Source organism: Aurantiacibacter marinus, assembly GCF_001021555.1.
Lineage (GTDB): Bacteria > Pseudomonadota > Alphaproteobacteria > Sphingomonadales > Sphingomonadaceae > Alteraurantiacibacter > Alteraurantiacibacter marinus.
Genome location: NZ_LDCP01000001.1, coordinates 1,118,420 through 1,134,516, shown reverse-complemented (window position 1 = coordinate 1,134,516; position 16,097 = coordinate 1,118,420). Strand labels below are relative to the sequence as shown.

The following is a 16,097-nucleotide window of genomic DNA, read 5'->3' as shown; positions in this document are numbered from 1 at the left end:
GCGTCAACGTTAATCCAAGATCCAACTGAGGGGGCTTGAAGCACCATGGACAAGAAGAAGCTCATCCTGCTGGTAGGGGCACTGATCGTAGCGATCGGGACCGCTCTTGCTGCCCGGAGCATGTTCGCAGGCGCTGCGGCTCCCCAAGTCGAAGCAGCCGCACCGGAGCCGGAAGGCCCCAAAGTACTGGTTGCCAAGCGCAGCCTGCCAGTCGGCACTATCGTGACAGCTGATGCGGTCGCATACCAGCTCTGGCCACAGGAATTGGTGCAGGACGCCTATTTCATCGACGGCGAAGCCGACATGGAACAGCTGCTCGGCACCGTGGTTCGCAACCCCATGACTGCTGGTGAACCAGTGACGCAGGGCTCGCTTGTGGCTCCTGGTGATCGCGGCTTCCTTGCAGCGGCGCTTGGCCCTGGCATGCGCGCAATTACAGTACCCGTATCAGCCCGTACCGGCGTCGGCGGCTTCGTTTTCCCGGGTGACCGGGTGGACATGATGCTAGTTCAGTCGGTTCAGGGTGAAGGCGGCGGCGCACAGGCGCTTCAGACAGCTGAAACGATCCTGACCAACCTTCGCGTGCTTGCCACCGATCAGTCTACCGAGACAACTACCGGCGAAGATGGCCGCACCGTTGTTCGCGCCTTCCGTACAGTGACACTGGAAGTGACACCGCGGATCGCAGAGAAGATCTCTGTCGCGCAGACCATCGGCACAATCAGCCTCGCGCTGCGGTCCATTGCCGATAACCAGACCGAACTCGAACGGGCACTTGCCTCGGGTGATATCCAATTGCCGGAAAATGCCACTGCGGAAGAAGAAGAAGCATTGCTGCGCCGTGCCGTCTCCCGCCCGTCTGAAGGTGGAACCACATTCGTAACCGGCGGCGATGTGTCGCGCTTCCAGCGCAGCTCCATCCCATCGCGTAGTCCGGTCCCGAGCGCCGCACCCCAGGGCGCTGCACCTCAGGGCAATCCCGGCTTCGCCGCTGCTCCTGCTGTGCCTACCGGCCCGACGGTCCGTGTGACCCGCGGCCAGAGTACCAGCGTGGAAGCTGTGGACCGCGGTGCCGGTGCCCTGCTTGACCGTCAGGCCGGCTCCATGGGTCAGGCTGGCCGGGTTGCTCCGATCAGCACTTCGACCCTGCGGTGATCGCCATGACCATGAACAACACACACGAACACCAGACTTCCACCGGAATCGTTCCGAAAGGCAAGACTATGACGAGCCGTCTCATCAAGACCGTATTGAGTGCCGCCTGCGCGCTCGCGCCGCTGGCAATGCTGCCTGCGACCTCCGCCCAGGCACAGTCCGTTCGCCCGGCTCAGGACATGGTCCTGTCTATCGGCCGCGGTGAACTGGTGACGGTACCCGGCAACATGGCCGACATCTTCATCTCCAATGAATCGGTTGCCGATGTACAGGTGAAGTCGCAGCGCCAGTTGTATATCTTCGGCCTGGCAGGCGGTGAAACCACGATCTACGCCAGCAACGCTGCCGGCGATATCATCTGGTCAGCCAATGTCCGTGTCGGCTCCAACCTCGACAGCGTAGATCAAATGTTGGGCCTGGCCATGCCGGAAGCGCGCATCAATGTTGCCACGATGGGTAGCAACACTGTTTTGCTGACCGGTACGGTTGCCGCGCCGGAGGATGCCTCGGAGGCCGAGCGCCTGGTCCAGGCTTTCGTTGGAGCAGACACCAATGTGATCTCCCGCCTTCGTATGGCCACGCCGCTACAGGTCAATCTGCGGGTCCGCTTTGCCGAAGTCAGCCGGTCGCTGGTGCGCAGCATCGGCGCGAACGTCGCGACGATCGACAGTTCCAGCGGTTTCCAGTTCGGTGTGGCACAGGGCCGCACACCCACTTTCGGACGCGCGCCTTCACTGGGCGTAGGTCCGAGTGATATCATCGGGCAGATCGCAAACCCGGATTTCAATCCGACTCTGCCGGCTAGCGTGACCAACCCGCGCCTTATCGATGCACCAGGTTCTTCGATTTCGGGCATCTCGCCAGGAACGACGCTCGGCGCGCTCGGCCAGTTCCTCGGTCTCGATATCGGCGCTGCGCTTGACCTTGGCGAACGCCGCGGTCTGGTGACAACGCTGGCCCAGCCAAACCTGACCGCGCTTTCAGGCGAAACAGCCGAATTCCTTGCCGGTGGCGAGTTTCCGATCCCGCTGAGCCAGGGTCTGGGCACGACAACCATCCAGTACAAGAATTTCGGTGTCAGCCTTTCGTACACGCCGATCGTGCTGGCCAATGGCCGCATTTCGATGCGCGTACGTCCGGAAGTGTCGGAACTGTCGAGCCAGGGGGCGGTCACGCTCAACGGCTTTAACATCCCGGCACTGACGATCCGCCGCGCGGAAACGACAGTGGAACTCGGTTCGGGCGAGAGCTTTATGATCGCTGGCCTGCTACAGAACAATGCGCAGCAAACCATCGATCAGTTGCCTGGCGTGGGTGATCTGCCAATCCTTGGTAATCTGTTCCGCTCTACAGAATTCGCACGCGGCGAAACCGAACTTGTGATCGTGGTTACGCCTTATCTGGTGGAGCCTGTGAACGATCGTGACATTCGTCTGCCTACCGATGGCTTCAATGTTCCCGATGCCGCTGCGCAGTTCATGATGGGCCAGGAAACAGATGGCGTCACCGGCGGATCGCGCCCGATGCCGCGGCCAGCCAATCCGAGCCCGACCGGCCCGGATCTCAGCCTTACCGACCAGAACGGTACTGCACTTGCGGGTGGCCAAGCCCCCAACGGTGCCGCCCCGCAATCCGCCGCCGCAGCTCCCCTGCCCGGCTTCAGCTTCAACACCGGAGAGTGATCGCCATGACCAACCGTACCAAACGCATTGCCGGAACGGCCCTGGCGCTCTCGCTCGGCTTCGGCTTGTCCGCCTGTGGAACTTTAAACGATGGACCGCAGAACATGTCGCTCAACTCCGTCAACCAACCGGTTGTGGAGCGCAACAACTACGCGCTCGATCTTGTCAGCGGTGGCAGCGGCCTGACCGTGCCGGAACAGGCACGCCTGGCCGACTGGTTCGAAACGCTGGACCTTGGCTATGGTGACCGTGTTGCTGTGGACGACCCGGCCATGAGCCCTGCCGTCCGTCAGGATGTTGCCGCAGTCGCCAGCCGCTTCGGCATTCTGGTCAGCGAAGGTGCACCTGTCACCGAAGGTTACGTCAATCCGGGCAATGTCCGCGTCGTCGTTACTCGCTCGATGGCTTATGTCCCCGGCTGCCCGAACTGGGAAAACAAGTATGGCATCGAACAGGGCAACCAGACTTCGCCCGGCTTCGGTTGCGCGGTGAACAGCAATATCGCTGCGATGGTTGCCGATCCGGAACACCTCCTTAACGGAGCCAGCGGCACAGGTGTCACCACCGTGATGACATCGAACCGTGCGATCAATTCTTATCGCGATGCAGTGCCAACCGGTGGTGGTGGAACCACGGCTGGCGCAGTCGCAACGGAAGGGAACTGATCCAATGAGTGCACAGTGGAAACCAGGGCCGCTCGGCAATCGCGAGCCGTTCTCCGCCTATATTTGCGACGAAGGCGCGCTTGATGCGCTGCGTCCTGTCATCATCGAAATGGGCTGGCAGCCAGAGAAGTGCAACAAGGGCGGCCTGCGCAATGCAGTCCAATCCTTGTCGATCTCAGCCAGTCCCGCCATCCTTATGGTCGACCTGTCCGAAAGCGGTGATCCGCTGAACGACATCAATGCGCTGGCCGAGGTTTGCGAACCCGGTACCGTAGTGATTGCAGTTGGTCAGGTGAACGATGTTCGCCTGTACCGCGACCTGCTGGCAAGCGGCATTCATGATTACCTGCTGAAGCCGCTTTCCGCGAGCCAGCTGCGGGATTCATTGACGGCAGCACAGGCCGTGTTCTCCTCCCCCCGCGCTGGCGCGGAAAATGATGGCGAGCACGAACACGTCGCCACCGCAGTTGTTGGTACCCGCGGAGGCGTTGGTGCATCCACCCTCGCCACCTCGCTTGCATGGCTGTTTTCGATCGAACACCAGCGCTCGACCGCATTGCTTGATCTTGACGTACACTTCGGGACAGGCGCGCTGTCGCTTGATCTGGAACCGGGCCGCGGCCTGACCGACGCGATCGAGAATCCCAGCCGTATCGATGGCCTGTTCATTGAACGTGCCATGATCCGTGCGAACGATAATCTTGCGATCATGTCTGCTGAAGCGCCGATCAATTCTCCGCTGATGACCGACGGCACTGCCTTCGTGCAGCTGGAAGAAGAGTTCCGTCAGGCATTCGACATGACCGTGATCGATCTACCGCGCAACATGCTGATCAACTTCCCGCACTTGCTCACCGAAGTGAACGTGGTGACGCTGGTGACGGAGCTGACCCTGGCATCGGCACGCGATACGATCCGTATCCTGTCATGGCTGAAGCAGAATGCGCCTGGTGCACATCCGATGATCGTCTGCAACAAGATGCAGTCTGGCACGGCGGAAATCAGCAAAGCCGATTTCGAAGCCTCTATTGAACGCAAGATCAATTTCCAGATCAGTCTCGACCAGAAAGCCGCAGCCAATGCTGCAAAGCTGGGCCAGACCTTTATCGAGGCCAACAAGGGCTCGCGAACTGTCGCTCCTATGCGTGAGATCGCAAAGACGATCGTGGGCGTTGCCGAAGATGATGGCGCCAGCCTTTCTGAAGGTGGCAAGTCATCGTCCATGCTCGGCAAGTTCGATCTGAAATCGCTGCTCAGCGGCTCTTCCAAGAAGAGCAAGAAGAGCGAAGCTGCGCCGCAGCCTGCCGAATGAACGGGGCCGGGGGCAGGCCTGACCTGTCCCCAACCCCAATCAGTCAAATGCCCATTGATACACAAGAATAGAGAAGGCGGATCATGAACATCATTCAGCTCGTGCTAGTGGCCGGCGGCCTGATGGGATTGATGATCCTGGGCTACGTCCTTATGAACGGCAAATCGCCGGCCAAGGAAGGCCAGCGCCGCCTGGAAGCGGTTCGATACCGGCATTCCGAAAGCACGACCGACAAGGTCGAAAGCCAGCTGAAGAAGGCGATCGCTGCGCGCAAGCCGAAAAAGCACCGCGTTGCGGGCTCCGGTTCGCGCATGGAAGCCCTTGCAATTCGGCTCAACCGGACCGGTATGGGCTGGTCGGTGACGAAATACCTTTATGCCTCGCTCGGCCTCATGCTCACAATAACTGCTTTGCTTTACATTCAAACTGGCGGCGCGATGTTGTCGCTGGGCGTGGGTGTCCTGATCGGTGCCGGCCTTCCACACCTGGTGATTGGCCATTTCATCAAACGCCGCACGAACCAGTTTAACGCCAAGTTTCCGGACGCGATCGAACTGCTGGTGCGCGGTTTGCGTTCCGGCCTGCCAGTAGGTGAAACGCTTTCTGTGGTAGGTCAGGAAGTGCCTGGTCCGGTGGGCGTAGAGTTCCGTTCGGTTGTCGAACGGATCAGGATCGGCCGCACGATGGAGGATGCCCTTCAGGAAACGGCAGACAGACTCGGCACGGCAGAATTTCAGTTCTTCGTCATCACACTGGCTATCCAGCGCGAGACAGGCGGTAACCTGGCCGAAACACTCTCCAACCTTGCCGAAGTGCTACGCAAACGCGCGCAAATGAAGCTGAAGATCAAAGCCATGAGCTCTGAATCGAAAGCCTCGGCCTACATTGTTGGTGCGCTGCCGTTCATCGTGTTCATCATGATCTACTGGATCAACCCCGGCTACATTGGCGGCTTCTTCGAGGATGACCGCTTGATTGTTACCGGACTTGGCGGGCTTGTTTGGATGAGCATTGGCGCAGGCATCATGGCCAAAATGGTCAGCTTTGAGATCTGAGCGGGGAAAATAGATGACATATTTAATCGCTCAATCCACCAGCCCTACGCTTCTTGGCGTGGATGTGATCCTTGTCGGGTCTATCCTGGCCGGAATGGCTGCCGCTGCCGTGCTGATGGCTATCTATGCCGCCGTCACCGTGCGGGATCCGATGGCCAAGCGGGTCAAAGCGCTCAACGATCGCCGGACCGAACTCAAAACGGGCATGCTTACCCAGACTGCCAAAAAGCGGCAGAGCCTGGTTCGCAAGACCGAAACCACCGAGAAGGTAAAAGACACGCTGCAGGGCATGAAAGTCCTGCAGGAAAGCCAGGTCAAAGACGTACAGCAAAAACTGGCGCAGGCAGGTTTCCGCAACAAGGAAATGGCCGTCGTCATCATTTTCGCTCGCATGGTCTTGCCGATCGTTCTCGGCTTGCTGGGCGTTGTTGTGCTGTACTGGACCGAAACCTTCCCCGAGTGGGGCAGCATGAAGCGTTTCATGGCCTTCGCCGCACTGGTGATCGCAGGCTACAAAGGGCCTGAAGTCTATCTCAAGAATGCCTCGAACAAACGCACCAAGCTGATCCAGAAGGGTCTGCCGGATGCGCTTGACCTGCTGGTTATCTGCGCCGAGGCAGGCCTGACCGTTGATGCCGCTTTCAACCGCGTGGCCCGCGAATTGGGGCGCGCCTATCCGGAGCTTGGCGAGGAGTTCGCGCTGACCGCAATCGAACTCGCCTTCCTGACTGAACGCCGACAGGCTTTCGAAAACCTCGCCTACCGCGTTGATCTGGATGCTGTCCGGGGCGTGGTTACCACCATGATCCAGACCGAGCGTTACGGTACGCCGCTGGCCAGCGCCCTGCGCGTCTTGTCGGCCGAATTCCGCAACGAACGCATGATGCGCGCCGAAGAAAAGGCCGCACGTCTGCCAGCCATCATGACAGTTCCGCTGATCATGTTCATCCTGCCAGTGCTGTTCATCGTGATCCTTGGTCCGGCAGCATGTTCTATCGCCGACGCCTTCTCTGGCGACGGTCCGGGAACCACAGGCGGCTGATACCGCCAGTCTCCTGACACACCCAAACGAAGAAAAACCCCGCGAGGCGAAGCGCCGCGCGGGGTTTTTCTTACCTTGGCCAGATGCCAAGTCTAGCCGGAGCCAGCCTGGCGCCTAACGGATGCCGTAACCTCCTGCGAGATCATCTTCGGCAAGCCCTTCTGCCTGCACACGGGCGCGTTCCAACAAATTGCGGAACAAGTTCAGATCCTCGGCGGAGAATCCGGCAAACAATTGCCGTTCCATTTCCAAAGCCAAAGGCATGATCTCCGAATGCATGGCGTGTCCCGGCTCAGTTAATTCGAGCAGGTGCGATCGTCCGTCCTGCGCATTGGGTGTGCGCTGCGCCAAGTTACGTTCTTCAAGAACCTTGCAAGCGCGGTTCACCGCCACCTTGTCCATCAGGGTCCGCTTGGTCAGGTCGCGCTGCGTTTTCGCACCGGAATCGCCCAGCACTGCCATTACCCGCCATTCGGGAATGCTGAGACCCCAGCGCTGTCGATACTCCATCGCGATCCGGCCGCTTACGGCATTGGACGCGAGTGAAAGTTGATAGGGCAGGAAACGGGAGAGGGTGCTGGTCGGTTGCATATGGAATCACCCTGTTGAATTTTGCGCAAGTTTGCAAGTTTATGAATGAAATTGAACGGTGCGCACTCTATTTCTTGCGCGGTGGCGTCAGATTGACGAGCCGCCCCGCGACCGCATCCAGTTTGGTCCGCGCAGATACGTCCCAAAGCTCACGCGGAGTGATGATGGCGGTATCGAGAACGGTATCGATTGCGCTTGCCTTGCGCTGTTTGGGTAAGCCTGCTGCAAATTCAGCCAACATGGCGCGTGCATTTTCGGCATTTGTGGTCATCGTTTTTATGATCTGTGCCACATCGACGTCCTCTTCGGAGTCGCGCCAGCAATCGTAATCCGTGACCATGCCGACAAGTGCGTAGGGCAGCTCTGCCTCCCGGACCAGCCGGGCCTCCGGCATTGCCGTCATGCCGATCACATCCGCACCCCAACTGCGGAACATATGGCTTTCTGCGCGGGTCGAAAATTGCGGCCCTTCAATGGCGACATAGGTGCCGCCTTCATGAACCTTGGCCCCCGCCCGGTCGGCCGCCTTCGCCGCCAGCTTCGTAAGCCGGGGGCAGACGGGATCAGCGAGCGGCACGTGGGCGACGATCCCGTCACCAAAAAAGCTGCGTTGGCGACCAGTCGTGCGGTCGATCAGTTGCTCTACTGCGACAAAGTCACCAGGCGCGTATTCTTCTTTCAAGCTGCCGATAGCGGAAATCGCCAGCACATCGGTTACCCCGCACCGTTTGAGCACATCCACATTTGCGCAGTAATTCACATGGCTCGGAGAGAAGCGATGTCCGGCACCGTGGCGCGCAATGAAGGTAAACTGCACGCCGCCGATGCGCCCGGTGGTGACCGGGCCCGACGGTTCGCCAAATGGGCTTGCTACGGATATTTCCTGCGCATCTTCCAGCGCGCCGGGATCATACAGGCCCGAACCGCCGATTACGCCGATATGCCAGTTGGACATGATTTCCCCTTACGCCTCTTGCTTCATCAGATTGACATGCCCCGCCATTATTTCGGCGGCATACGGATGGCCCCGTCCAGCCGGACACATTCACCGTTGAAATAGCCGGTTTCAACCATGAAGCACACAAGGTTGGCATATTCTGCCGGATCGCCCAGCCGTTTTGGGAAAGGCACTGCTTGCGCCAGCGCCGCCTGCGCCTTTTCCGGCAATCCCGCCAGCATTGGGGTGCGGAAAATACCGGGCAGAATTGCATTCACACGAATGCCTTCGTTCATCAAATCCCGCGCTACCGGCAAGGTCATACCCTTCACGCCGGCCTTTGATGCAGCATAGGCAACTTGCCCTATCTGACCGTCTTCCGCCGCTACGGATGCAGTGTTGATGATGCACCCTCTTTCACCTTGCTCGTCTAGCGGATCCAGAATCATCATGCCCGCTGCCGCTTTGGCCATGCACTGAAATGATCCGACCAGATTGATATCGATCGCATTGCGGAACGCTTCGACGGGGAGATGACTGATCTCACCGGTTTCCCGGTCGCGGCGCACCAGCTTGCCGACGGGTGCAATGCCGGCACAATTGACCAGCACACGTTCTTGTCCATGCGCATCGCGGGCCTTTGCAAATCCTGTATCGACGGAAACTTCATCGGTAACGTCGACGCGGCAGGCCACCCCGCCGATATCAGCCGCGACCTGTTCTGCGGCTTCGATATTCATATCGAAAATGGCGACTCTTGCGCCTTTGGCGGCCAGCGCCCGCGCCGTTGCCTCCCCCAGGCCCGATGCAGCGCCTGTAACGATGGCGGAAATAGTCTTGTCGATATTCATGCGTGGGCTCCTGACGGATGCGCGCCATTGCAGCGACGCTGTATCATTCTGCCATGGTCCTACCGCGCATCACGGCCCGGTCAAGCAAGCTAAGTTGCGGCGCCGTGATGGATGTGGCCTGCGCAAAAAAGAAGGCCCCGCAACCGAAGTTGCGGGGCCTTCCCTTTTATCAGTTTGACGTTCTGAAAGATCAGAAGCGGACGTTTACCGAAGCAAAGATCTCGCGGCCATCGAGGTTGAAAGTACCACCGATTGGAACGTTGGAGATACAAAGGCCAACTTCACCGCAATCAACCAGCGGCGGCGCGGTGTCGAAAATGTTCGACACGCCGAGACGCAGAATGAACAGATCAGTCGTGTAACGGATCGAAGCAGCGTGCTCGAACCAGTCGTCGGTGTAGCCGATGTCACGGCAGTAAACGCCGTCACCTTCAACAATTCCGTTCGGCTGGCCGTCAGTTCCACGCGAACCACCGCCGGTACACGTGCTGCCGATGAAGCCGGTACGCTGGCCGTCAGGACCGAAGCCGAAGGCATCAGACAAAGCGTCAACACCTGCAGGGTTCTGGTTCTGTGCGCCAACCCAGCGTGTCTGCCAGGTGAAGCCGAAACGATCGATACCAGCTGTAAAGGTGGCACGGCCGGTCCAGTTCGGAAGACCGAATTCGCCAGTGGAATCGTCAAACGTTTCGTTGTCATTCAAGTCGATGAATGTCGTGCTACGTTCGATGAGGTGGTTGGCACGCAGATCAAGACCGAGATCAACTGCCTGGCCACCAACCATGAATTCGCGGCCAAGGCTGGCGTTGAAATCAAGGCCCTTCACCTTTTCCTGGTCAAGGTTGAGGAAGCCGATGTCAGCGGCCGTGATGAGGCCGAAATCGCCCGGTGCTCCGCTCGGGAATACGCTATCGCAGAACTGGCTGCGGGCGCCGTCACGTGTGAAGCAATCGTTGACCGCAAATGGAGCCGACAACTGGACGACCGAGTCCTTCACTTCGATGCTGTAATACGTGCCCGAGAACGCGAAGTCCCAATCACCATAGCTTTCGGCGATCGACACACCGGTTGTGAAGGATGTTGAACGTTCAGGATCGAGATCGAGACTACCCTGGCGGGTAATTTCAACACCGGATGTCTGAGTAACGCTCGGGACACGGCCGGTCAGATTGATACCGACGGTAGTCGGGTCACGACCTTCACGGATACAGTTTGCAAGTACGGTCGCTTCACGCTGGTCCAGGCTTTCCACATAGGCGCCGCCAACAAATGCGACAGTCGGGACTGCGCAAGGGTCGGTGATGGTCTGGAAACCAGTTGTACCGGTCAGGAAGTTTTCACGCAGGTTTGGTGCGCGGAAAGACGTACCGTATGTGGCCCGCAGCAGAACTGCGTCAACCGGACGCCAGCCACCTTCCAAAGAGTATGTTCCGGCGGAGCCATAGAACTCTTCGTCAGTAAAGCGGGCTGCTGCGTTGAAGTTGAATTCACCCCAGCGATCATCATCGAACACCGGAACATCGATTTCAGCGAAAGCTTCACGGATCCACTTGCTACCCGTAGCACCGCGGTCGGCGTTGAAGTTGTAGAACAACCCGTTGCCGGTCACGAAGTTGGTGGTCGAAGTGATTTCATCCTTGCGCCATTCGAGACCGAAGGCTGCGCCAACTGGTCCTGCAGGCAGTTCGAAGATGTCGCCGGTTACGAAGGCCGAGATCAGGATCTGGTCGTACTGCGTGTCGAATTCACGAACACCCAGAACATAATCCCGCTCTGCCTGTGTGGCGAAATCACCGGTTGCCGGACCAATCAGGCTTGGAGCAAACAGGTTAACGGGAACACAGCCGTTGAGCAGATCAGGCGACGCATTGTCCGGATTGGCCAGGATGGTGGTGTCGCAAGGCGTGCCAGCGGACGGGAAGCCGAAAAGCGAACCGAACTGAGCGGAGGAGTCGAAGTCGTCAGCGATACCGTCACCATCGTTATCGACGATGCCGTCACCGTTGAAGTCGGCAGTCGGATCGATGCCGAGTGCAAACGCCAGCTTGTCTTCACGAAGGCCGACAGCGCTCGAGAAGCCGGTCGACGTGGTGTAAGTACCAGCAACTTCGAATGTCCAGCTGTCACCGAGGAACGGCAGATCGCCGCGCACACCCAAGACACCGCGGTACTGTTCAATCGTGGTATCGAAGTTATCACGATCGCCTGCGATCACGTTACGGGCACGGACCGGCTGATCAATGACGAGACCAAATGGTGCAACACCATTGAAGATCTGGCCGAGGTTGAAACAGTCAACACCATCTGGCTGGAACGGGTTACACGGATTGAACTGGTTCGTCGCAGGAACGCTGATTGCGTTACCGATAACGTTGTTGTTCCGCGATTCGATATCGGCACGCGAATACAGCGCTTCGAAGAAGGGAGTGATGTTCGCATCGCCGCCCAATTCGTATTCACCATACGCCATGACGTTGTAGCGTTCTTGCTGCGGGATCAGCTCCGTTTCAGGATAAGCACCGTTGGTGCTGACGTCTGCGAAGCGGAAATCCTGCACACCATCGTTGTTCAAATCGACGGGGCGGCCGTTGAAGAAGCCGGATTCGGTGAAGTTCGGCACGCCGGAGTTCGATTCACCAGGGGTGAAGTAGAGAACGCCGAAGCGGCTGAGATCCTGGATACCACCACGAAGGCCCTGGCCCGTACGCTGACAGTCGTTGTCCGGAAGGCCGATTGTGCCGCCACTTGCGACCAGCGTGTTGACACGGTCGAGCACTTCAACAGTGCGGATTTCGCCGGTGTTGGTGATTTCATAGTCGGTCGTACAACCGGCAAGGAAATCGCGGTCCCGCGCACGAACGCGGTCGCGGAAGTCATATTCTGCACCGATGCCGATGAAGCCGCGGTCGAAGTTTACACCCCAGCCAGCACCGATTGTGTAGTCGTCGCCACCACCCTGCGGATTGATATTGCCGCTGGCGGAAAGTTCCAGACCGTCAAAATCACGCTTCAGGATGACGTTGATAACGCCGGCAACAGCGTCCGAACCATAAACCGACGATGCACCGTCAAGCAGCAGCTCCGTACGCTCGATCAAGGAACCTGGAAGCAGGTTGGTCGAAGGTGCGGTTGGCGAACCACCGACGCCCGATGGCGCAAGACGGCGACCATTGAGCAGCAGAAGTGTACGGTTGGCACCAAGGCCACGCAGGTTAACTGTCTGGTTGCCCGGGCCGTTATCGAGAACGAAGCCCTGGAAGGTGGAGTCGATCTGCGTACCGGTTGCAGCTTCTGCGCGCTGCAGAACCTGGGTCGGATCGAAAACGCCGGCATCGCGGGCTGATTCAGCCGTGATGATCTGGATTGGCGAGTTGCTGTTGTATGTATCGCGGCGAATGCGCGAACCGGTAACAACGATATCGCCTTCTGCGTCTGCAGATGCGGAGCCGTCACCTTCAACGCTGACCAGATCATCGCAATCCTCATCAGGATTGCCGGCCGCGTCGATTTCGCAGTCTTGATCAGCGTCCTGCGCATATGCAGGCGCGCTGGCCAGAAGTGCAGCCGCCGATACGGAAACTGCGAAACCCGTAAGGGCCTTTGTGTGAAATTTTTTCATGTTTGTCCCGTCCACCTTAGATAGTCGAATTCACAAGTCGTTCAGCGCGCGTCCTGCAACACACGTGTTGGTTATCGAAGAAGCAGGTGATGGGCAGAGGTAAGCTGCTCATATTGCGACGCTTGAGCGTGTATCAGTGCAATAGCAGGTGGCCCTTGTCAAAACGGCATACGGGCTAGGTGGGGCTTTGTTGCCCGATTTAGTTGAGTCTGTGACTAAATTCACACACAGGCCAATTCGTGCCATAATTTCCGATTGTTGCGTACCGGCGCACGTTGGCGGCGGCAAAAATTCTGTTCAACGCATCACTGTTGCTGCATTGCAGCATAATCTTGCGAATGACACCGACAAAAACGTAGCACATCGTGGCTGTGTCTTTGTAATCTCTCTGTTTTTTATTTATTCAGACTTGCTGCATCATCCGAAGTAACAATCATAAGGTATGGGGCCACTTTGCGGACTGCTGGCCCCGTGTGGGGACTTTCCATCGCTCTGCCTGCGTCACCCGCTTTTGCACAAGATGCCCCGGACACGCACTCTGCCGACCAAACGGCAAAGAGCGTGACCTTGGGCGGAGCGTCTTAGCTGACCACCATTTCCAGCGCACCATCCCCCTCGTCGATCTTGACCGTGCTGCCATCAGGCACTTCGCCGGCCAGTAGCATTTCGGCCAGAGGGTCCTGGAGATAACGCTGGACCGCGCGCTTCAGAGGCCGCGCACCATAGACCGGATCATAGCCTACCCGGCCAAGCCATTTGCGCGCACCATCGGTCAGATCGAGCTCGATCTTGCGATCCTTCAGCAGTTTCTGCACCCGGCCAACCTGAATATCGACGATCGGCGCCATGTGTTCCATGGCCAGGCGGTGGAACAGGATGATTTCGTCCAGTCGGTTCAGGAATTCGGGGCGGAAATGACTGCGCACCACTTCCATCACCTGATCTTCGACATCGGCTACAGTCTGATCATCACCGAGATTGGAGAGAAACTGGCTGCCCAGGTTCGACGTCAGGATAATCAGCGTGTTCGAAAAATCGACCTTGCGGCCCTGTCCGTCGGTCAGATGGCCATCGTCCAGCACTTGCAGCAGCACGTTGAACACGTCGCCGTGCGCCTTTTCCACCTCGTCAAACAGCACGACCTGATAGGGCCGCCGCCGCACAGCTTCGGTCAGCACGCCGCCTTCTTCATAACCGACATAGCCGGGAGGCGCACCGATCAACCGGGCGACCGAATGCTTCTCCATGAACTCGCTCATATCGATTCGCACCATCGCCTGATCATCATCGAACAGGAATTCGGCCAAGGCCTTGGTCAGCTCCGTCTTGCCGACGCCGGTGGGGCCGAGGAACAGGAAGCTGCCCATCGGGCGGCCCGGATCCTGAAGGCCCGCGCGTGCACGGCGAACCGCCTTGGACACCGAGTTGATCGCCTTTTCCTGCCCGATCACGCGCTTGGACAGCACATCTTCCATATTGAGCAGCTTCTCGCGCTCGCCTTCCAGCATCTTTTCCATCGGGATGCCGGTCCAGCGACTGACGACGGAGGCGATATCGTCCTCCGTCACCTCTTCGCGCAGCAAAGCGTTTTCCGCGTGACCGGCTGCCTCCGCGAGCTGCTTTTCCAGCCCGGGAATGGTGCCATATTGCAGTTCCCCTGCCGCCGCGAGATCGCCACCGCGCTGGGCCTGTTCCAGTTCGATCCGCGCCGCGTCGAGAGCTTCCTTGATCTTGGCCTCGGCATTGATCTTGTCGCGTTCATTCTGCCAGCGCGTGGTCAGTTCGGACGATTGCTGTTCCACATTCGCCAGTTCCTCTCGCAGAACCTTCAGGCGGTCCTCGCTTGCAGAATCGGTCTCTTTGGAAAGCGCGGATTCTTCAATCTTGAGTTGGAAGATACGCCGGTCGAGGTTCTCGATTTCCTCCGGCTTGCTTTCCACTTCCATGCGGATGCGGCTGGCGGCTTCATCCATCAGATCGATGGCCTTGTCCGGCAGGAAGCGGTCGGAGATGTAGCGTTCGGAAAGCTGGGCTGCGGCAACTACCGCTGCATCCGTGATGCGCACGCCGTGGTGCAGCTCGTACTTTTCCTTGATGCCGCGCAGGATGGAGATTGTGTCTTCCACGCTCGGCTCATCCACGAAAACCGGCTGGAAACGCCGCTGGAGCGCCGCGTCCTTTTCGACATACTTCTGATATTCATCCAGCGTGGTCGCGCCGATGCAGTGCAGTTCCCCGCGCGCCAAAGCAGGCTTGAGGAGATTGGAGGCATCCATGCTGCCTTCGCTCGCGCCCGCGCCGATCAGCGTGTGCATTTCATCGATGAACAGGATGATCTCGCCGTCCGCACCCTTCACCTCGTCCAGTACGGACTTCAGCCGTTCTTCAAATTCGCCGCGATACTTCGCGCCTGCAATCAGGGCGCCCAGATCGAGGCTCATCAGGCGGCGATCCTTCAGGCTGTCCGGCACATCGCCATTGGCAATGCGCAACGCGAGGCCTTCGGCAATCGCCGTCTTGCCGGTGCCGGGTTCGCCGATGACGACAGGATTGTTCTTGGTCCGCCGGGCAAGGATCTGGATGACGCGGCGGATTTCCTCATCGCGCCCGATCACCGGGTCCAGCTTGCCCTCGCGTGCAACCTCAGTCAGGTCGCGGGCGTATTTCTTCATCGCATCATAAGATGCCTCGGCATTGGCGCTGTCCGCCGTCTTACCGCCGCGCAATTCATTGATCGCGGTGTTGAGCGCCTGCGCGGTGAGACCTGCATCGGCAAGCGCCTTGCCCGCCTTGCTGTCCTTGGCCAACGCTAGAGCCAGCAGCAGACGTTCGACGGTCACGTATTCATCGCCCGCCTTGGCTGCGACTTGCTCGGCGGAATCGAGCACCCGCACCGCATCATTATCGAGCCCCGGCGTCTGCTGCGCCCCGCCGCCACTGACAGCGGGGATTTTGGCAAGCAGCGCATCAACCTGCTGCACCGCCGTGCCGGGATTGCCGCCTGCACGCTGGATCAGCCCTGCGGCCATGCCTTCCTCATCTTCCAGCAAGGCCTTCAGAATATGTTCGGGTGATATGCGCTGGTGGCTGTTCCGGATGGCGACGGTTTGTGCGCTCTGCAAAAAGCCTCGCGCACGATCAGTGAATTTTTCGAGATTCATGTCGGGTCCCTCACTCTGTATGCAACC

At 58.8% G+C, this 16,097-nt stretch carries 11 protein-coding genes; 6 read left to right on the top strand and 5 right to left on the bottom strand.

Going from position 1 to position 16,097, the window contains the following annotated elements; all coding sequences use genetic code 11:
- Positions 1 to 45: 45 nt before the first annotated feature.
- From cpaB to AB731_RS05375, 6 genes are all read left to right on the top strand, one after another.
- Positions 46 to 1,155: a Flp pilus assembly protein CpaB gene (gene cpaB, locus AB731_RS05400; RefSeq protein ID WP_047092115.1), complete on the top strand. Its 1,110-nt coding sequence runs from the start codon at positions 46 to 48 to the stop codon at positions 1,153 to 1,155.
- Between the two features lie 68 nt (positions 1,156 to 1,223).
- Positions 1,224 to 2,837, top strand: coding sequence for a type II and III secretion system protein family protein (locus AB731_RS05395; RefSeq protein ID WP_082126398.1), 1,614 nt, complete (start codon positions 1,224 to 1,226; stop codon positions 2,835 to 2,837).
- 5 nt (positions 2,838 to 2,842) lie between these two features.
- Entirely contained in the window at positions 2,843 to 3,502 is a 660-nt protein-coding gene (locus tag AB731_RS05390; protein WP_047092996.1) for a CpaD family pilus assembly protein, read from the top strand.
- A 4-nt stretch (positions 3,503 to 3,506) separates the two neighbouring features.
- Entirely contained in the window at positions 3,507 to 4,814 is a 1,308-nt protein-coding gene (locus tag AB731_RS14405; RefSeq protein ID WP_047092116.1) for a pilus assembly protein CpaE, read from the top strand.
- Positions 4,815 to 4,897: 83 nt separating this feature from the next.
- Complete coding sequence (locus AB731_RS05380) at positions 4,898 to 5,869, top strand: type II secretion system F family protein (protein ID WP_047092117.1); 972 nt, start codon at positions 4,898 to 4,900, stop codon at positions 5,867 to 5,869.
- A gap of 13 nt (positions 5,870 to 5,882) precedes the next feature.
- Positions 5,883 to 6,911 carry a type II secretion system F family protein gene (locus AB731_RS05375; protein WP_047092118.1) on the top strand — a complete coding sequence of 343 codons (1,029 nt, stop codon included), beginning with the start codon at positions 5,883 to 5,885 and terminating at the stop codon, positions 6,909 to 6,911.
- 114 nt (positions 6,912 to 7,025) lie between these two features.
- Here the strand turns inward: AB731_RS05375 and AB731_RS05370 are convergent, their stop codons facing one another.
- The 5 genes from AB731_RS05370 to clpB all read right to left on the bottom strand — a co-directional run bounded on the left by AB731_RS05370 (position 7,026) and on the right by clpB (position 16,070).
- On the bottom strand, positions 7,026 to 7,502 hold the full coding sequence (locus tag AB731_RS05370; protein WP_047092119.1) for a MarR family winged helix-turn-helix transcriptional regulator: 477 nt from the start codon (positions 7,500 to 7,502) through the stop codon (positions 7,026 to 7,028).
- A gap of 67 nt (positions 7,503 to 7,569) precedes the next feature.
- Positions 7,570 to 8,457: an S-methyl-5'-thioadenosine phosphorylase gene (gene mtnP, locus AB731_RS05365; protein ID WP_047092120.1), complete on the bottom strand. Its 888-nt coding sequence runs from the start codon at positions 8,455 to 8,457 to the stop codon at positions 7,570 to 7,572.
- Positions 8,458 to 8,504: 47 nt separating this feature from the next.
- Positions 8,505 to 9,290, bottom strand: coding sequence for an SDR family oxidoreductase (locus tag AB731_RS05360; protein WP_047092121.1), 786 nt, complete (start codon positions 9,288 to 9,290; stop codon positions 8,505 to 8,507).
- Positions 9,291 to 9,480: 190 nt separating this feature from the next.
- The gene (locus AB731_RS05355; protein ID WP_047092122.1) at positions 9,481 to 12,909 is read right to left on the bottom strand and encodes a TonB-dependent receptor domain-containing protein; all 3,429 of its coding nucleotides are present in this window, start codon (positions 12,907 to 12,909) and stop codon (positions 9,481 to 9,483) included.
- 581 nt (positions 12,910 to 13,490) lie between these two features.
- On the bottom strand, positions 13,491 to 16,070 hold the full coding sequence (gene clpB, locus AB731_RS05350) for an ATP-dependent chaperone ClpB (protein WP_047092123.1): 2,580 nt from the start codon (positions 16,068 to 16,070) through the stop codon (positions 13,491 to 13,493).
- Between the last annotated feature and the right edge of the window lie 27 nt (positions 16,071 to 16,097).